General features: G+C 64.5%; 17 protein-coding genes. 11 read left to right on the forward strand and 6 right to left on the reverse strand.

Features of this window, described 5'->3' with window-relative positions:
- Window positions 1-85: 85 nt before the first annotated feature.
- Window positions 86-976, reverse strand: a complete 891-nt coding sequence (locus NYE40_RS00825; protein ID WP_028600703.1) for a LysR family transcriptional regulator — start codon at window positions 974-976, stop codon at window positions 86-88.
- 137 nt (window positions 977-1,113) lie between these two features.
- Between NYE40_RS00825 and NYE40_RS00830 the strand changes: the two genes are divergently transcribed.
- The 8 genes from NYE40_RS00830 (at window position 1,114) to NYE40_RS00865 (ending at window position 9,965) form a co-directional block, all read left to right on the forward strand.
- Window positions 1,114-2,496, forward strand: coding sequence for a GntP family permease (locus tag NYE40_RS00830; protein ID WP_153782544.1), 1,383 nt, complete (start codon window positions 1,114-1,116; stop codon window positions 2,494-2,496).
- Between the two features lie 40 nt (window positions 2,497-2,536).
- A complete protein-coding gene (locus tag NYE40_RS00835) occupies window positions 2,537-3,322 on the forward strand; it encodes a 3-hydroxybutyrate dehydrogenase (RefSeq protein ID WP_339279179.1) in 786 nt (261 codons plus the stop codon).
- 41 nt (window positions 3,323-3,363) lie between these two features.
- Window positions 3,364-4,089, forward strand: a complete 726-nt coding sequence (locus NYE40_RS00840; protein WP_028600700.1) for a CoA transferase subunit A — start codon at window positions 3,364-3,366, stop codon at window positions 4,087-4,089.
- Entirely contained in the window at window positions 4,086-4,742 is a 657-nt protein-coding gene (locus tag NYE40_RS00845) for a 3-oxoacid CoA-transferase subunit B (RefSeq protein ID WP_339279180.1), read from the forward strand. Before NYE40_RS00840 ends, NYE40_RS00845 begins: the two co-directional genes overlap by 4 nt.
- Window positions 4,742-5,932, forward strand: a complete 1,191-nt coding sequence (locus tag NYE40_RS00850; protein ID WP_339279181.1) for an acetyl-CoA C-acetyltransferase — start codon at window positions 4,742-4,744, stop codon at window positions 5,930-5,932. Before NYE40_RS00845 ends, NYE40_RS00850 begins: the two co-directional genes overlap by 1 nt.
- Before the next feature lie 171 nt (window positions 5,933-6,103).
- Window positions 6,104-7,015, forward strand: coding sequence for a hypothetical protein (locus tag NYE40_RS00855; protein ID WP_339279182.1), 912 nt, complete (start codon window positions 6,104-6,106; stop codon window positions 7,013-7,015).
- A gap of 32 nt (window positions 7,016-7,047) precedes the next feature.
- The gene (locus NYE40_RS00860) at window positions 7,048-8,052 is read left to right on the forward strand and encodes a phosphotransferase (protein WP_339279183.1); all 1,005 of its coding nucleotides are present in this window, start codon (window positions 7,048-7,050) and stop codon (window positions 8,050-8,052) included.
- 86 nt (window positions 8,053-8,138) lie between these two features.
- A complete protein-coding gene (locus NYE40_RS00865; RefSeq protein ID WP_339279184.1) occupies window positions 8,139-9,965 on the forward strand; it encodes an S-layer homology domain-containing protein in 1,827 nt (608 codons plus the stop codon).
- A 132-nt stretch (window positions 9,966-10,097) separates the two neighbouring features.
- Here NYE40_RS00865 and NYE40_RS00870 read toward each other — a convergent pair whose 3' ends face one another.
- Window positions 10,098-10,583 carry a class I SAM-dependent methyltransferase gene (locus NYE40_RS00870; RefSeq protein ID WP_339279185.1) on the reverse strand — a complete coding sequence of 162 codons (486 nt, stop codon included), beginning with the start codon at window positions 10,581-10,583 and terminating at the stop codon, window positions 10,098-10,100.
- Between the two features lie 519 nt (window positions 10,584-11,102).
- Between NYE40_RS00870 and NYE40_RS00875 the strand changes: the two genes are divergently transcribed.
- Window positions 11,103-11,651, forward strand: a complete 549-nt coding sequence (locus NYE40_RS00875) for a DUF2062 domain-containing protein (protein ID WP_052333657.1) — start codon at window positions 11,103-11,105, stop codon at window positions 11,649-11,651.
- 92 nt (window positions 11,652-11,743) lie between these two features.
- On the opposite strand, the gene NYE40_RS00880 is transcribed toward NYE40_RS00875, so the two are convergent.
- Both NYE40_RS00880 and NYE40_RS00885 read right to left on the reverse strand, forming a co-directional pair.
- On the reverse strand, window positions 11,744-12,943 hold the full coding sequence (locus NYE40_RS00880) for a PQQ-dependent sugar dehydrogenase (protein WP_240479078.1): 1,200 nt from the start codon (window positions 12,941-12,943) through the stop codon (window positions 11,744-11,746).
- Window positions 12,944-13,039: 96 nt separating this feature from the next.
- Window positions 13,040-13,756: a hypothetical protein gene (locus tag NYE40_RS00885; RefSeq protein WP_052333656.1), complete on the reverse strand. Its 717-nt coding sequence runs from the start codon at window positions 13,754-13,756 to the stop codon at window positions 13,040-13,042.
- A gap of 158 nt (window positions 13,757-13,914) precedes the next feature.
- On the opposite strand from NYE40_RS00885, the gene NYE40_RS00890 reads away from it, so the two are divergent.
- Entirely contained in the window at window positions 13,915-14,625 is a 711-nt protein-coding gene (locus NYE40_RS00890; RefSeq protein ID WP_028600693.1) for a MerR family transcriptional regulator, read from the forward strand.
- A 137-nt stretch (window positions 14,626-14,762) separates the two neighbouring features.
- Here NYE40_RS00890 and NYE40_RS00895 read toward each other — a convergent pair whose 3' ends face one another.
- On the reverse strand, window positions 14,763-15,215 hold the full coding sequence (locus NYE40_RS00895) for a hypothetical protein (RefSeq protein WP_028600692.1): 453 nt from the start codon (window positions 15,213-15,215) through the stop codon (window positions 14,763-14,765).
- A gap of 13 nt (window positions 15,216-15,228) precedes the next feature.
- A complete protein-coding gene (locus NYE40_RS00900; protein ID WP_052333655.1) occupies window positions 15,229-15,555 on the reverse strand; it encodes a hypothetical protein in 327 nt (108 codons plus the stop codon).
- 379 nt (window positions 15,556-15,934) lie between these two features.
- Here NYE40_RS00900 and NYE40_RS00905 point away from each other — a divergent pair, with 379 nt between their 5' ends.
- Complete coding sequence (locus NYE40_RS00905) at window positions 15,935-16,741, forward strand: TerC family protein (protein ID WP_028600690.1); 807 nt, start codon at window positions 15,935-15,937, stop codon at window positions 16,739-16,741.
- Window positions 16,742-16,778: the final 37 nt, after the last annotated feature.

A 16,778-nucleotide genomic window follows, 5' to 3' on the forward strand; every position in this document is an offset into this window, starting at 1 on the left:
CCTCGAAAAATCATCGCATTCCGCCGCCAATTGTGGCCGGCTCGACACGCTTTTGGTCATCTTTCCCGGTTGCGGGGCCTCCGATTCACTCTTTCATTCCTTCCGACAATCGAATGAACTTAATGAACGAACGCACGGAATGCGGCACGTAATTGTCCCTCGGCCAGATGACGTCCAGCTGCCAGGGAATGACCGGATCGTCCAGCTGAACGAAGCGGATGCGCGGGTCGGTGATCTTGCTGCAGATGACGTCGGGCACGATCGAGATGCCGACGCCGGCCGCGACCATCTCCGCCATGAGGTCCCACTGGGAGCTGGAATGAAGGATCTGCGGCTCGTAGCCGGCCGCCTGGCAGGCGCGCAGCACGAGCTGCCGCACGGCGAAGCCGTACGAGAACAGGATGAACGGCTCCTGCTCGAGCTCCCGGATCGACGCGGCTTCCCGGCCGGCGAGCGGATGCGCCTCGTGCACGAGCAGCGCGAGCCGCTGCCGGATGAACGGCACGGAGTGGAACGCCTGCGCGTTCACGGGGCCGACGACGACTCCGATATCGAGCTCCCCGCTCAGCAGCAGCGACTCGATCTTCTTCGCGCCCTCCTCGGTCACCTGGAAGCTCACATTGGGGAATTCCCGTTGAAAGGGAGGAATGACGCGGGGGAAAAAGACGGAGCCGATGACGGGAGGCAGGCCGATCGCGATGCTGCCCGTCTTGAGCTCCGCGACGTCGTCCATGGCGGTGTGCAGATCCTGCACGGCGCGCAGCACGGCAGGGATCTGGCGGATGGCGGCGGCGCCGGAGTCCGTCAGCTTGAGCTGCTTGCCGGAGCGGTCGAACACCGGAGCGCCGAGCTCGTCCTCCACCGAGCGGACGATCTTGCTGAGCGTCGGCTGGGACAGATGGAGCGTCTCGGCCGCTTTGGTCATGTTCTGCTGCTTGGCGATCTCCAGCAGGTAGGAAAGATGTCTAAGTTCCAAGCCGAATAGCTCCATTCATAGAATTATGGAATGGCAATGATTCGATGTCTGAATTTTACCTTTTCGCCGAGCAGGTTGTAAACTGAGACGGAACGAAATGAAAGCGTTTTACAACCCGAGGCAGAGGAGCCATGTCTATGTTCCTAGAAGTTTTCGCCATCCTGCTCGCGCTTGGCCTGCTCATGTTTTTCGCCTATCGAGGGTTCCCGGTCATCGTATTCGCGCCGATCTTCACGCTGCTGGCTGTCGTCATCTCGGGCAAGGCGCTGCTGCCGAGCTACACCGAGGTGTACATGACCAACGCGGCCAGCTACATCAAGACGTATTTCCCGGTCTTCCTGCTCGGCGCGATCTTCGGCAAGGCGATGGAGCTGAGCGGAGCGGCCTCGTCGATCGCCCACGCGATCGTGAGGTCGCTCGGCAGCAAGCGGGCGATGCTGGCGGTCGTCCTCGCCTGCGCCGTGCTGACGTACGGCGGCGTCTCGCTGTTCGTCGTCGCTTTTGCCGTGTATCCGTTCGCGGCGGCCATCTTCCGGGAAGGCAACATCCCGAAACGGCTCATCCCCGGCACGATCGCGCTCGGCGCGTTCACGTTCACGATGGACGCGCTGCCCGGCACGCCGCAGATCCAGAACATCATCCCGACCGCCTACTTCGGGACGGACGCCTATGCGGCTCCGGTCGTCGGCATCATCGGCGGCGCGCTCATCTTCGCGGCCGGCCTGTACTGGCTGGAGCGCCGCCGCAAGCAGGCCGAGCTCGCCGGCGAGGGCTACGGCGACAACCACAAGAACGAGCCCGAGGCGGCGGAGGAGACGAACTATCCGAAGCTGTGGCTGGCGCTGCTGCCGCTGGCGCTCGTGCTGGTGCTGAACTTCCTGCTGAGCCGCGGCGCGCTGACCGTCACGACGTGGTATGACGAGGAGCTGCTCCAGTCGTTCAACATCGCGAACGTCAAGTCCGTCTCCTCGATCTGGGCGCTCATCATCGCGCTGACGGTCGGCGTCATCGCCGCGCTTTGCATCAACGTCCGCCAGGTGAAGGGCAAGCTCGCCGCCGGCCTGACGGCAGGCGCGATGGGCGCGCTGCTGGCGATCTTCAACACCGCCTCCGAGGTCGGCTTCGGCAACGTCGTCAAGACGCTGCCCGGCTTCCAGGCGATCCAGAACGGCATCCACAGCATGAACGGGGCGCCGCTGCTGTCGGAAGCCGTCTCGGTCAACCTGCTCGCCGGCATCACCGGCTCCGCCTCCGGCGGCCTGTCGATCGCGCTGGAGGTCATGAGCAAGACGTATCTCGATGCGGCGAACGCGATGGGCATCAGCCCCGAGCTGCTGCACCGGATCGCCTCGATGGCGTCCGGAGGCATGGACACGCTGCCGCATAACGGCGCCGTTATCACGCTGCTCGCGATTACCGGCCTGACGCATCGCCAGTCGTACAAGGACATTTTCGCCATCACGATCATCAAGACGGTCGTCGTATTCGCGCTCGCCGCGGTGCTGACCGTCATCGTCTAGAACGCTTCATCGCATCAGAGGAATGGAGGCCTGAATCCATATGCAGCCGGAGATGAAAGGAAGGGTCGCGCTCGTCACGGGCGCGGCCAGCGGCATCGGACTCGAGATTGCCCGCAAGCTGTCGGCGGAGGGAGCGGCGGTCGTGCTGACCGACATCCGCGGGGAGGCGGCGGAGCAGGCGGCCTCCTCGCTCCAGGACGTAGGCGGAGAGTGCCTCGGCCTCGCCTGCGACGTCACCGACGAAGGCCAGTACGCGCAGGCGATCGCCCGCGCGGAGGCGGCCTACGGCCGGCTGGACATCCTCGTCAACAACGCCGGCCTGCAGCATGTCGCTCCGATCGAGGAGTTCCCCGTGGAGAAATTCGACTTCATGCTGCGGGTCATGCTGACGGGGGCGTTCATCGGCATCAAGCATGCGTTCCCGATCATGAAGCGCCAGCAGTACGGCCGCATCCTCAACATGGCGTCGATCAACGGCGTCATCGGCTTCGCCGGCAAAGCGGCCTACAACAGCGCCAAGCACGGTCTGATCGGCCTGACCAAGGTGGCGGCGCTCGAGGGCGCGGCCCACAACATCACGGTGAACGCGCTCTGCCCGGGCTACGTCGACACGCCGCTCGTGCGCGGGCAGCTCGAGGACCTGTCCCGCACGCGCGGCGTTCCGCTGGAGCGGGTGCTGGAGGACGTGCTGTACTCGCTCATTCCGCAGAAGCGGCTGCTCTCCGTGGAGGAGATCGCCGACTTCGCCTCGCTCATCGCCGGGGACCGGATGCGCGGCGTCACCGGCGCGACGCTGCTGATCGACGGCGGCTACACCGCGCAGTAGAGCGGGAGGGCCGGGGCGCGACAACAGAAAGGATGGAACTTATGAGCAAGACATGGGCTTCGGCTGCGGACGCCGTGCGCGATATCCCGGACGGATCGACGCTGATCGTCGGCGGATTCGGCCTATGCGGCATCCCCGAGACGCTCATCCAGGCGCTGGTCGAGCAGGGGACGAGCGGCCTCACGGCCGTCAGCAACAACTGCGGCGTCGACGACTGGGGGCTCGGGCTGCTGCTGCGGACGAAGCAGATCCGCAAGATGGTCTCCTCCTATGTCGGGGAGAACAAGACGTTCGAGAGCCAGTACCTGAGCGGGGAGCTGGAGGTAGAGCTCGTCCCGCAAGGGACGCTCGCGGAGCGCATCCGCGCCGGAGGGGCGGGCATCCCCGGCTTCTACACGCCGACCGGCGTCGGCACGGTCGTCGCGGACGGCAAGGAGCAGAAGGAATTCGACGGAAGGACCTACCTGCTCGAACGAGGCATCGTCGGCGACTTCGCCCTCGTCAAGGCGTGGAAGGCGGATACGCTCGGCAACCTCGTCTACCGCAAGACGTCGCGCAACTTCAATCCGCTCGCGGCGGCCGCCGGCCGCATCACGATCGCGGAGGCCGAGGAGATCGTGCCGGCAGGCGCGCTTGATCCGGACGAGATCCATACGCCGGGCGTCTACGTGCAGCGGGTTGTCCAGGGCTTCGGCTATGAGAAGCGGATCGAGCGCTTGACCGTGCGCGGCGCAGGCGTCCAAGTCCAAGGGAGGGAAGGCCGATGAGCGGCAGCCGAAGCGCGATCGTCATGCGGGCGGTGCAGGAGATCCGGGACGGCATGGTCGTCAATCTCGGCATCGGCATGCCGACGCTGGTCGCCAACCATATTCCGGCCCGCATGCAGGTGCTGCTGCAGTCGGAGAACGGGCTGCTCGGCATCGGGCCGTACCCGCTGGAGGGCGAGGCCGATCCCGATCTGATCAACGCGGGCAAGGAAACGGTGACGGCCGTGCCGGGCGCATCCTATTTCGACAGCGCGGAGTCGTTCGCCATGATCCGGGGCGGCCACGTCGAGCTCGCGATCCTCGGCGGCATGGAGGTGTCGGAGCAGGGCGACCTCGCCAACTGGATGATCCCCGGCAAGATGGTCAAGGGCATGGGCGGCGCGATGGATCTCGTGCACGGAGCGCGGCGCGTCGTCGTCGTCATGGAGCATATGAGCAAGCACGGAGAGTCCAAGGTCAAGGCCGCCTGCACGCTGCCGCTGACCGGGCAGCGGGTCGTCGACCGGCTCATCACGGACTTGGCCGTATTCGACTTCACCGAGCAGGGAATGGTGCTCGTGGAGCTGCAGGAGGGCGCGACGCTGGAGCAGGTGCGGGACCATACCGAGGCCCGCTACGCGGTCGCAGCGGAATTGGAGAGGGGGAGAGCGTGATGTCGAGCTTGCATGAGGCGGTCATCGTCAGCGCCGTCCGCACGCCGATCGGCAGCTTTCAGGGGGCGCTCGCCGAGGTGCCGGCGCCCGAGCTGGGCGCGGCGGCGATCCGGGAGGCGCTCGCCCGGGCGGGCGTCGGCCAGGAGCAGGTGGACGAGGTCATCCTCGGCCATGTGCTGCAAGCGGGAGTGGGACAAAATCCGGCTCGCCAGGCGTGGCTGAAAAACGGCTATTCGTCCTCGGTGCCGGCGGCGGCCGTCAACAAGGTGTGCGGCTCCGGCCTCAAGGCCGTCATGCTGGCCGCGCAGGCGATCCGGCTCGGCGACGCCGAGATCGTCGCAGCCGGCGGCATGGAGTCGATGAGCCAGTCTCCCTACCTGCTGCCCGGCGGGCGGACCGGCCTGCGCCTCGGCGACGCCAAGCTCGTCGACTCGATGATCCGGGACGGGCTCTGGTGCGCGATGGGCGACATCCACATGGGGGAGACGGCCGAGAACATCGCGGACAAGTACGGCATCGGCCGCCAGGAGCAGGACGAGTACGCGGCATGGAGCCAGCAAAAGGCCGAGGCGGCGATCGCGGCCGGCCGCTTCGCCGAGGAGATCGTGCCGGTGGACGTCCCTCGCCGCAAGGGCGAGCCGCTGTCGGTCGGCGCCGACGAGCATCCTCGCGCCGGCACGACGACGGAGTCGCTCGGCCGGCTGCGGCCGGCGTTCCGCGCGGGCGGCACCGTCACGGCCGGCAACGCGTCCGGCCTGAACGACGGCGCGGCCGCGCTCGTCGTCATGTCGGCGGAGCGGGCGGCCGCGCTCGGCCTGAAGCCGCTCGCCGCCATTCGCGGCTACGCGAGCGCGGCGCTCGACCCGGCCTTCATGGGGCTCGGCCCCGTGCACGCGACGCGCCGGCTGCTGGAGCGGACAGGGGTGTCGATGGGCGACATCGACCTGTTCGAGATGAACGAGGCGTTCGCGGCGCAGGCGATCGCCGTCGGCCGCGAGCTTGAGCTGCCGCCGGAGAAGCTCAACGTGAACGGAGGCGCCATCGCGCTCGGGCATCCGATCGGCGCGAGCGGCGCCCGCATCCTCGTCACGCTGCTGCATGAGCTGCGCCGCCGCGAGGGCCGGCTCGGCCTCGCCTCGCTCTGCATCGGCGGCGGGCAAGGCGTCTCCATGCTGGTAGAGGCGCTGTAGGCTCTGCTCCGCAGCGAACGCTTGTCGATGCGAAGGTCAGCACAGAGGTCTGTGACGGCTGCCTAGGGGGCAGCTGGCGCAGGCCTTTTGGCTGTCCCTGCTTGACGAGCCGCCGGCATGTTCAAATCGCGCCTTTCCCGCTATGCTTAACCTTTAAGGAGGGGGAGGAAAATGGAAAAGTCAGCGTTCTACGGCAGGTGGGCCTGCCAAAAAATGATCGAGTCGGCTTCGTCGAACCTATGGGACGGCCACTGGGCGTGCGCGGTCCTCTCCATGGCCCGGCTGCTGGACGAGCGGCTTCTGCCCGCGGGTCTGGAGCCTTTGGTCCGCCGCAATCTCGATCAGATCGTCAAGGAGAAGGGGAACCAGGGCATCTATGACGATGAAGGGGAGCCGAAGATCGGCTTTCGGCCGGAGCTGCTGCGCCTGTTGATTCGAAATGGCGGCAAAGACAACTCGCTTGGCCACGATGCCATCTATGCGTCCTACATGCTCGACTTGATCGAGCGCTCCGGCATTCCGGCGACGCAAGAGCTGTTCGACGCGATGGCGACGATGCTGCAGGGCTTTGCCGACTCCGGTCCCGGTTATGTCACGATCAACGGCATCCATACGGTCGTTCAACCCGGCGAGGTGCCGGAAGCGGAAAATCAGCCTGAGCTTGCTCCATCATCCGTGCTGGAGCTGTTCCATGCTTTCTCCAGACCGGAACGGATGGAGAGAGGAGACATGCAGCTCGGCCATCTGCTCACGCACGGACATGCCGTCGTGGAGCTGAAGCGGGCCTTGCGTGCCGAGGCTCTGGAGGAGCACGGGCCGATTCTGGATCAGTCTTTTTTCAAAAGAACAGCCCTGTTGGCTTATGCGAATGCGCTCGAAAAGGAAGAGACGGAACCCGCTTCAAACGCCGTGGCCGGCGCGCGTAATCCGCTGGAGCCGTCTTATTGGGAAGAAGCCCTTGCGGACAGCCGGCACGGGCATTACGGCAAGTACGCTTACAGCTACCTCAGGCTCTGCCGCTTGGCCGGATTCCGCCCGGAGGATTTCCGGTCGTTCAGCCGGATCCTGCCGCCGCTGGCATGAAGGCTCCCGGACCGGATGAAGGAGCGGCAACGATGCGGATGATGGAATCCTGGATGAGCCGGCTGTGGCCGGAGTGGAGCGGAACGCTGCGGCGGCGGAGCGGCGGGTGGAACAACAGCACGTATTTCATGGAAAGCCGAGCCGGGCGCGCGGTGCTGCGCATCTACGAGACGCATCGCGACCGGGACAAGATCGAGTTCGAGCACGAGGTGCTGAAGCGGCTGGCGGAGCTCTCCTTGCCGTTTCAGGTGCCGCAGCCAATCCCGGCCCGGAACGGGGCGACCGTGGCCGAGACGGAGGACGAGCCTCCCAAGCTCGCTTGCTTGTTCCGCTATATCGAAGGCGACTCCCCGGCGGAGGAGGAGTCGGGCTACGAGGCGTCGTTCGGCGAAGCGGCGGGCCTGTTGTCGGCGGCGCTTGCCGGCGTCCGCCCGAGCTTGTCTCCGGCGTATCGCCCGTATTACGAGCTGAGAGCGGCCTATCCGCTCTGCACCGACGAAGCGCTGCGCGAGCTGTGCCTCGAGCCGCCCGAGCCCTTCCGCCATCTGGCTGCGGAGCTCGGGGCGCTGTATGAAGCGTGCGGAGACATCTTCGGTCGCCTGGCGGAGCTGGAGCGGCTGCCGCATCAGCTCGTGCACGGGGATCTGAACGCGTCGAACCTGCTGCTGCAGCCGGCGGATCGCCGGCAGGTAGCCGCGCTGCTCGACTTCGAGTTCTGCACGTGGGACTTGCGGGCGATGGAGCCGGCGGTCGTTCTTTCCGGCCTTGTCGGACATCCGGAGGAAGAGGCGGCGGCGCAAGCGTTCTGGCGCGGCTTCAGCGGCGTCGTCCGGCTGTCCCGCGAGGAGATGGAAGCGGTGCCTTTGCTGATGCAGCTCCGCAAAGCAGACGTATTCCTGCACTTCGTCAGCCGCTTCTGGGAAGGCACGGATGAAGCGCCTGTGCTCCGCGAGCAGGTCCGGATGCTCGCCGCGGATCTGGGCCGGCTGTCGTCGAGCTCGCGGCGGATGATGCGGATGATGCGGGGCGGCGAATGATTTCGCCTCGCCTCTTATAACACCTCCGGCCTATGCCGATAGATCCCTTTGAAAGAGTTGATTTAAAATAGGGAGGAATAGTCTGAATGAGGAAAAGCAGGAGTCTGATCCTGGGGCTCGCCCTAGCGCTGAGCTTGCCGGGAACGACTGCGCTCGCGGCCAAAACATCGGCTGACTTCAAAGACTTGCAGGATCTCGATGCCGCGACGAAAGCGAAGATTGACGCGCTGCTCAGCGCGGGCGTGTTCAACGGCGTGAGCCAGGACACGTTCGACTTGAAGAGCGAAATGAACCGCGCCCAGTTCGCCAAGGTCGCTGCGATGATCTTCGGCCTGGAGGTCGACTCGGGCCTGAAGACGTCCAGCTTCAATGACGTCAAGCCGGACGACAAGGGAACCGGCTATGCGCTGCCTTACATCGAGGCCCTCAAGAACGCGGGCATCGCGGAAGGATATGGCGGCGGAAAGTTCGACCCGGCAGGAAAAGTCACGAAAGAGCAGCTCGCCACGTTCCTGGTGAGGGGCCTTGGCAAGGACGACGACGCCAAGTCAGCTCCCGGCGTGGACGACCAGACCGTTTCGGACTGGGCCAAAGGCTACGTCGAGCTCGCCCTGGAGCTGAAGCTGCTCAGCAACGGCGCGGACGGCAAATTCGGCGGAGGCTCCAACGCGACCCGCGATCTGCTCGTGCTGGGCGCTTATGAGGCGAAGGAGCAATACGTTCCGCGTGGCGCAACGCCAACGCCGACTCCTTCGCCGAGCCTGACGCCGACGCCGAGCGCCTCGCCAAGTCCAAGCCCGACGCCGAGCGCAACGCCGCCTATCGTGTGGCCGACGCTGGAGCCGACACCGACACCGACGGCCACGCCGACCGTTCAGCCGACGCCAACCGCGTCGCCGACAGCGACCCCGGCGCCAGCAATCACGGGGCTTACGGTCGAATCCGGGACGGTAGCCGGCTCGGTTCGTCTCGTCTACGAGCCGGCTTCGGGCAACATCCTGCGCATCGTCCGGCAGCCAGGTCCGTTCGAGGTGCCGAATGTCGGATTCTTCGCAGGCGAGATCAGCGATGAATACGAGCCGGGCGCCGATATCCGGGACGTCGAGGCGGGCGAGCATATCGGCGTCTTTGAGGTCGATGCCGTCGCCTGTAAGGTCGTCCGGTTCAGCGACATCACGCTGACGGCCGCGCAGATCGGTGTGGCGGCAGAACAGCTGCTGCATACGCAATTCTATGTTTCAGCAGGTTCCGTTCCCGGCACGGCCAAGCTGACGCTGGTGAACCCGAGCAGCGTAGGCGCAGAGAAATGGCGTATCCGCACAGTTGGGGAAAATGTGTATACTCCGGCGTCGGGAGCCTTTTTCGATGGCGTCGATTATGCATCCGGCCAAGACATTGACCTCGACACAGAGCATCCGCTCATCCTGGTGGCGGCCACCGATGCAGACAATCGCGTTATCCGTTACGCTGTGGCGGTTTACATTCCAGAACCTGCCGTTGAGGTCACTTTGGGTCCGCTCCATGCCGGTGTAGGCCAGTTGAGCCTTCGTGCAAGCGGAGAACTGCATGCCGACACGACCTCCCTGACAAATACCGCTGATTTGCTGGAATCTATCTCCATCGGCGGTGAATCGGCTCCGGGCTGGATTCAATCCAGCTTCGTAATATGGGATTCCATGACCTCCACTTTCCTTGTGCAGCTTCCCGAGGCGACGTTTGCATCAGGTCAAACCGTCGTTGTGACGCTCAAGCCGGGAGCTTGGAAGGATGTTTCCGGAGCTGTGCTGGAGCAGACCTCTTGCGCAGGCGTAGTCGAGCTGACGGTTCCGCCAGTGATTCCGCCGATCCCACCAATTCCACCGATCCCGCCGATTCCGCCGATCCCACCGATCCCACAGATTCCGCCGGTATAACCAACAAGATCTCCTCCAATCCCTTCATGAGCGAGACTCGACCAACGCAAGGAGCTGCCGCATCTGCCAAGATGCCGCAGCTCTTTTTTGCCGTTGGGGCGTCATCGGCCTGCGGCGCATATCAGGCAGAACTCAGGACCGCTTGACCGCCAGGCAATAATGGACGTTGTCGAAGGCGGCCAGCGGCTCGCCCGTCCGGCTGGCGTTGCAGGCAGCGAGCAGCCGGGCGTCGATGTCAGCAGACGCCAGATGCTCGTACGCGAGCAGTCCCGCCTCCTTCAGCAGCGACTCCAGCTCGGCAGAGGAGTAGGAGGAGACCATCGGCTCGCCGGCCTGCGCCGCCATCATCACCTGCTTGCGGGCGCGCTCGCAGGCCTTTGGCGTGAAGGTCAGCTCGTCGGGGTAGTCGAACGCGAGGCCGCTGCCTGCAGGCAGCAGGTTCGCCAGCTTCCGCAGCAGACGGAGAAACGCCTCCCGCGGCAAGTAGTAGCTGAGGCCGAGCACGCTGACGAAGGTCAAGCAGGTCGGGTCGAAGGCTGCGCAGTCGAGCAGCCGCTCCGGCCAATCCGTCGCGACCAGGGAAGCGAAAGCGCCTTGGTTGGCGGAACCCTGGTGCATCGACCCGACCAGGGAGTCGAAAGTGCCTTGGTTGGCGAAACTCCGGGGCATCGACCCGACCAGGGAGTCGAAAGTGCCTTGGTTGGCGAAACTCGGGCGTATCGACCCGACCAGGGAGTTAAAATTGCCTTGGTTGGCGGAAACCCGGTGCATCGACCCGACCAGGGAGTCGAAAGTGCCTTGGTTGGCGAAACTCCGGGGCATCGACCCGACCAGGGAGTAGAAAGCGCCTTGGTTGGCGGAACCCCGGTGCATGGTGATGCAGCTTGACGAGTTGTTCCCATGACGCTAGGTTCGGTTCGGATTCCATGCAGCACCTCTTATCCTGAAGTCGGTTCTACCCGATATGACAATCGGAGATGGTCATTTGAGACAGAATAAGGGAAATTATTCTAGAAGAAAAGAGAGTACGCGCTCCCAGCCGTAGCCGGTGCGCAACCATTCGCCGCTTGCGGCTGGCTTCGCTTGGCCTGCTTTTGGTAAGATGGGGCGAGATTTCGAAGCAAGGGAGGGGATCGAATGAAGCTTGCGGCGCTCAAGAGAGGATTGGTCTACCAGACGCTTCGCCTGCTTCGGCAGCGGCAAGGCTCCCATCGCGTCGCGCTCGGCTTCGCGCTGGGGTTCCTGCCCTGCTGGTTCCCGACCTTCGGCGCGGACGTGCTGCTGGCGCTGGCGCTGCTGCGGCTGTGCCGCGGCAATATGGCGGCCGGCATGTTCGCCGTCCTTTTCGGCACGCTGTTATGGCCGATTCTGTTCTACGTCAATTATGCCGTGGGACATGCCGTGCGCAGAGGGCTGCGCCAGCCCGCCGACCCGGAGGTTCGGGACATTCTCGCCGATCCGGCAGAGGAGCTCCGCTACGACGAAACGGTCGAGAGCCTGGGCGAGCTCGGCGGGGCCGGGCTGGACTTCCTGACCGGCGCCCTGCTGAACAGCGTCCTCGGCGCGCTGCTGCTCTACCTCCTCTTCCGTCTGCTGTGGACGCGCTGCCGCGCGCCGCTGCTGCGCCGGGCGAGGGCCTGGCGGGCGCGCTCCGCCGGAGGCAAGCGCATCTCGCCGTCCTCCTGAGGGCAAGCGCAAAAACCGCCTCGCAAAGCGAGGCGGCGAATGGAATCGCGAAGGGCATGCTCCAAGCGCGCGCTGGCGCCTTGTAGCGATCGTCACGGCGATGGCGACGGCTGCGGAACGAGCGCGACGATCCGGTCGTCGTTGTCCGCCGGGTTGCCGCGCGACCGGTTGCTCGTCAGCACGTACAGCGTGCCGTCCGGGGCTTCGACGATCGAGCGCAGCCGGCCCCACTCTCCTTCGAAGAAAGGCTCGATCGACGATACGCTTCCGTCCGCCGCAAGGGAAGCCTGCAGCAGCCGCTCTCCCCGCAGCGCGGAGACGAGCAGCCGGCCCTTCCACGGCCCGTCTGTCAGGAAGGCCATGCCCGACGGAGCCCACGTCTCGTCGCCGCTATGCGCGGCCGGAACCTGCAGCGGCTGGCCGTCTGCGGCCTCGCCGCTCTCGTCGCCCTCCACGTCCGGCCAGCCGTAGTTGGCGCCGGGGCGGATGCGGTTGATCTCGTCATGCGCCGATTGGCCGTGCTCGGAGCTGTACAGCTCGCCGCTCTCTGGATGCCAGGCGAGGCCCTGCGGGTTGCGGTGGCCGAGGCTGTAGACCGGCGATCCGGGAAAAGGGTTGTCCGCCGGAACCGACCCGTCCGGCTGCAGCCGGAGGATCTTGCCGGCCAGGCTGTCCGGATCCTGCGCCAGCTCCGGCTCGGACGCGTCGCCGGTCGTCGCGTACAGCATGCCGTCCGGGCCGAAGCGCAGCCGGCCGCCGTTATGATTGACCGCTCCCGGAATCGAATCGAGCAGCACCTGGTCGATGGCCGCCTTGCCGCCTTCGATGCGCAGGCGCAGCACGCGGTTCAGGATGCGGCCCTGCTCTTCGTAGGAGTGGTAGGCGTAGGCGTAGCCGTTGTCGGCAAAAGCCGGATCAAGAGCGAGGCCGAGCAAGCCGCCTTCTCCTCCATCCGGACCTTCGACCTCCAGCAGCGGCTCCTCGCGGAGCCGGCCATCCTCGATGACCCGCAGCGCTCCCGGGCGCTCGGTGAAGAAGATGCGGCCGTCCGGAGCAAGGGCGATCTCCCACGGCAGGTCCAATCCTTCTGCGAGGACGGTCGGCTCATAGGGAAAGCGATCCGCGCTTTCCGCCGCCTCCGAGGGCGGCGCGGCGGAAGGTATGGCTCCGGACGAGCTGGCAGGCGGCGCGGCTCCTCCGTCCTGCCGCAGCTGCTCGGACGGGGCGCAGCCGCAAAGCAGCAGGACGGCGGCGGCCGTCCCGAGTCCTTTTCGATGCAGGGTCGTCAGCAAATCGATCTCCTCCTAGTCCGCTCCGCCGGACAGGCAGGAGAAGACGGTTTGCCCTCATTGTACCCGAACGGGCGGGGGAGGAATCAGCAGCGGGCCTTACTTCTCGTCCAGGATGGACCGCTGCCGGGAGATCCGGTTCCAATCTGCCGAATCGGTTCCATGAGCGGCGATCAGCTCGTCGAGCTTGTCGCCGAGCCGCGGATCTGCAGCTTGGTGCTGGTGCAGCTGGATATCCATCGCCACCAGCAACAGCTTGGCCAGATCGAGCTCCTCGACCTCCATCGACGTCAGATCTGACGGAAAAAACTTCTGCAGCATGGCAGAGGCGGAGGAGACATCCTCCTTGGAATACATCAAATCGTAAAGGATGCCGAAGGAGTGGGCATGCTCATCGCTGGCAAGGTTCCGGAAAAAGGCGGGAGATTCGTGCAGCTCCTCGTTCGGCGTCCCGATGAAGAGCGTGTTTCCCCCCATATCCGTCATCATGAACCGCCGATCCTCCTTCAAGTGCTTCATTTTGGAAATTCTAGGGACGCCGGTTCGAGGAATTTTGCCCAAGGCCATTTTTATCGAGCTTGTGAACTGCTCATAGACGAGATCGACTTCATCGACTTGTACATAGCACATCTGAGGATTTTCGCTCGGGACCGTCTTCTTGCTTCCATAAAAGTGCAGCTCGAGCGATCCGAGCCGGAGCACCGCGTAGGAATGGGGACGAGGGGAGATGTAGGCCAGGGTGAAGCCCAGCTTTTCGTAAAAGGAAATTTGATCCTTCAGAGACGGGCAAGGCAAAATGGGGATGATCTTGTTCATGGGGATCGGCACCTTCCTTTGAAGAGAATGTACTTCCATCGTATACTATTGGTGCAAATGCTAAGGTAGGTCGGGTTTAAATCCGGTGCTGCCTGGAAAAACGACTGTAAAGCCGTCATATGCTTGAACCTTCCATGATAGGGGGAGGAGGAGGCGGGATGAGAGGAATCGACATCGCCCGGAGCCTGAATATCAGCACGAGCGCGCTGCGGCATTACGAAGCCTGGGGGCTCGTCCCTCGGATCGAGAGATCGGCAAGCGGGTATCGCGTCTACACCCGGGAACATGAAGCCTATTTTCAATGCATCCGCGCGTTGATTCCCGGATTCGGCATGGAGCTGGTCCGGCGCATCATGCCGCTCGTCCAGCAGGGAAAGAAGCTGGATGTCCTGTGGCTGCTCAACGAGGCCCAAGTCCGCCTCCATGCGGAGAAGGAAACGGTCCAAAGAACGGTGGAGATGCTTGATCTCCAAGCGCTGCATGAACCGTCCCTGCGCGGCGGTAAAAGCTCGTATACGATCGGAGAAGCCGCCGAGGAAGCGAAGGTATCCGCTTCCGCCATTCGGCATTGGGAGAAGGAAGGACTGATTCGGCCCGAGCGCCGGCCCGACAACGGGTTCCGCATCTATCGCCCCTCGGACATCCGCAAGCTGCTCGTCATCCGCACGGTTCAACGAGTCGTCTATTCCCTGGATGTCGTTCGCAAGGTCCTGTCCGAGCTCGACAACCATGACGCGGCGCAGGCCAAGGAAATTGCGCTTCAGTCCCTTCATTACCTGGACGGGGTGCTCGTCGAGCAGATGCGGGGGATCGCATGCTTGCAGAGCCTGCTTGACTCGGCTCACGAAAAAGAGGGGCGGCAGGAATGACCCCGCCTTCTCTCCTTTTGAACGGGCGCCCGATGCGGCCGCAATTTCGGCGCTCTCTTTTCGGACGGCGGCAAAAGCCCCCGTCGCCGGCGAGCGCCGGCAGACGGGGGCTTTTGCGAAAGGCAGGGCTGCCTCGGTCAATAGCAGCTGAACGAGTCGATGCGGCTCAGGTCGAGGCCGGAGAACATCCAGAACAGGCCGTTCCAGCGGAAGCCGGACACCGAGGTGCGGCCGACGAACACCGGATAGAACCAGAAGCCGGGGCCGTTCGACGGCCAGACGTAGGTGTAGCGCAGCACGCAGCCGGAGATGGCGCCGGGGTCGATCGCCAGCGCTCCCGCCGTCAGCGGCTTGATCGGAATCGCCTGCGGCGGCGGCGAGGACGGCGGCTGCGGTCCGCCGCCCGGCCCGCCCGGCATTCCGCCAGGTCCCGGGAAGCCTCCGCCAGCACCGGGGAAGCCGCCTGGACCCGGTCCGGGAGGCGGTCCAGGGAAGCCGCCTCCGCCTCCGGGGAATGGAGGCGGACCCGGCGTGCCCGGGAACAGGCCGCCGAGGCCGCCCGGCTGGTTGGGGGGAAACAATAGCGCCATGCAACTTCCTCCTTTAGATCAGCGTGATGGCCAGCAGGTCGAACAGGACGAGCGGCAGGATGACGTTGTTGTAGAAGTACGGATTCGGCGGGCCGGGCAGGAACGCGCGGCTGAGGCCTTCGTTCGACAGCTGCAGGAACATGATGCTGCGGTCGCACAGCACGATCTTCCCCTCGTAGACGTCGCCGTCCATCGTCTCGACCTTGACGAGGCGGTAGGCGTGCTCTGCGCACAGCGCCTGCAGGCGCTGCTTGACGCCGAGCAGCGTTTCATGATGGTCGGACTCGCAGTGGTACACGCGCGTCGGTGCCGGCGTTGGCGCGGAGTCGTACGGATGCATGGGCATGACCTCCGTTTTCTGGGCATAGCCTAGCGTATGCGCCCGCCCAGACAGAGGTGACGCCCCCCGGTTTAGGCGTCCCGGACCGCGGGTAGAAAGAAGAGAATCTTTTTTTTCGCAAGAAGTGAAACCAAGCTCTGCAAGCGCGCGTATACCGTTCTGATTGCAACGCTCGGCCTAATCGCATAAGACTCCGAAGGGGAGTAACTGGTACAGTAAAGTCGTCAATCCGAGAGCGCGAGCTCTCCGGCTTTATTGGCAGCGCCGCATAATTCGGCGCTGTTGGTGAGACCTTTGTCCATGAGGCTGTTTCCTCATCGGCAAGGGTCTTTTTGCATTCTTCCGGGCACATCCGATTTCATTCAAAGGAGGAAAGGACATGGATTTCGCATTGCTGATGGAGTACGGATGGGTGCTGCTCGTCCTGATCGCGCTGGAGGGCCTGCTCGCGGCGGACAACGCGCTCGTGCTGGCCATCATGGTCAAGCATCTGCCGGAACAGCAAAGGAAGAAGGCTTTGTTCTACGGCTTGGCGGGGGCGTTCGTGTTCCGCTTCGCGTCGCTGTTCATCATCTCGTTCCTGGTCGACGTCTGGCAGGTGCAGGCGATCGGCGCGCTCTATCTGCTGTTCATCGCCGCCAACCACATCTACCGCAAGGTGATCGTCAAGAGAGCGAAGCAGGAAGTCGAGCCGCATACGGCCGCCGAGCCGAAAAAATCCGGCTTCTGGGGCACCGTCATCAAGGTCGAGCTGGCGGACATCGCCTTCGCGGTCGACTCGATCCTCGCTGCCGTCGCGCTCGCCGTCGCCTTGCCGGAGACGCCGCTGCCGCAAATCGGCGGCATGGACGGAGGCCACTTCGCCGTCATCTTCCTGGGCGGATTCATCGGCCTGCTGATCATGCGCTTCGCGGCCAATGCCTTCGTGAAGCTGCTGGAGGCGCGGCCTTCGCTCGAGATCGCGGCCTTCGTCATCGTCGGCTGGGTCGGCGTCAAGCTGGCGGTTCACACGCTGGCGCATCCTTCGCTGCATGTCATCCCGCATGACTTTGCCGAGTCGACCGGCTGGAAGCTCATCTTCTACGGCGTGCTCGTCGCCGTCGCCGTAGGCGGCTGGTTCCTGTCGGGCCGCAAAACCGGCAAGCAGGACGAGGCGAAGCCGGTGCCGGCCGAGTTCCCGGAGTAAGCTAAGCTTTAAGCCGAGCGCGTTCAACAGCCGCACT

It is taken from the genome of Paenibacillus sp. FSL W8-1187, assembly GCF_037965485.1.
In the GTDB taxonomy this organism is placed as follows: Bacteria; Bacillota; Bacilli; order Paenibacillales; family Paenibacillaceae; genus Paenibacillus_O; species Paenibacillus_O pasadenensis.

Excerpts from the sequence above, each read along its gene's own strand:
- NYE40_RS00830 (WP_153782544.1), top strand. The coding sequence starts at position 1,114 with ATGTTCCTAGAAGTTTTCGCCATCCTGCTCGCGCTTGGCCTGCTCATG.
- NYE40_RS00835 (WP_339279179.1), top strand. The coding sequence starts at position 2,537 with ATGCAGCCGGAGATGAAAGGAAGGGTCGCGCTCGTCACGGGCGCGGCC.
- NYE40_RS00840 (WP_028600700.1), top strand. The coding sequence starts at position 3,364 with ATGAGCAAGACATGGGCTTCGGCTGCGGACGCCGTGCGCGATATCCCG.
- NYE40_RS00845 (WP_339279180.1), top strand. The coding sequence starts at position 4,086 with ATGAGCGGCAGCCGAAGCGCGATCGTCATGCGGGCGGTGCAGGAGATC.
- NYE40_RS00850 (WP_339279181.1), top strand. The coding sequence starts at position 4,742 with ATGTCGAGCTTGCATGAGGCGGTCATCGTCAGCGCCGTCCGCACGCCG.
- NYE40_RS00855 (WP_339279182.1), top strand. The coding sequence starts at position 6,104 with ATGGAAAAGTCAGCGTTCTACGGCAGGTGGGCCTGCCAAAAAATGATC.
- NYE40_RS00860 (WP_339279183.1), top strand. The coding sequence starts at position 7,048 with ATGCGGATGATGGAATCCTGGATGAGCCGGCTGTGGCCGGAGTGGAGC.
- NYE40_RS00865 (WP_339279184.1), top strand. The coding sequence starts at position 8,139 with ATGAGGAAAAGCAGGAGTCTGATCCTGGGGCTCGCCCTAGCGCTGAGC.
- NYE40_RS00870 (WP_339279185.1), bottom strand. The coding sequence starts at position 10,583 with ATGCACCAGGGTTCCGCCAACCAAGGCGCTTTCGCTTCCCTGGTCGCG.
- NYE40_RS00875 (WP_052333657.1), top strand. The coding sequence starts at position 11,103 with ATGAAGCTTGCGGCGCTCAAGAGAGGATTGGTCTACCAGACGCTTCGC.
- NYE40_RS00885 (WP_052333656.1), bottom strand. The coding sequence starts at position 13,756 with ATGAACAAGATCATCCCCATTTTGCCTTGCCCGTCTCTGAAGGATCAA.
- NYE40_RS00890 (WP_028600693.1), top strand. The coding sequence starts at position 13,915 with ATGAGAGGAATCGACATCGCCCGGAGCCTGAATATCAGCACGAGCGCG.
- NYE40_RS00895 (WP_028600692.1), bottom strand. The coding sequence starts at position 15,215 with ATGGCGCTATTGTTTCCCCCCAACCAGCCGGGCGGCCTCGGCGGCCTG.
- NYE40_RS00900 (WP_052333655.1), bottom strand. The coding sequence starts at position 15,555 with ATGCATCCGTACGACTCCGCGCCAACGCCGGCACCGACGCGCGTGTAC.
- NYE40_RS00905 (WP_028600690.1), top strand. The coding sequence starts at position 15,935 with ATGGATTTCGCATTGCTGATGGAGTACGGATGGGTGCTGCTCGTCCTG.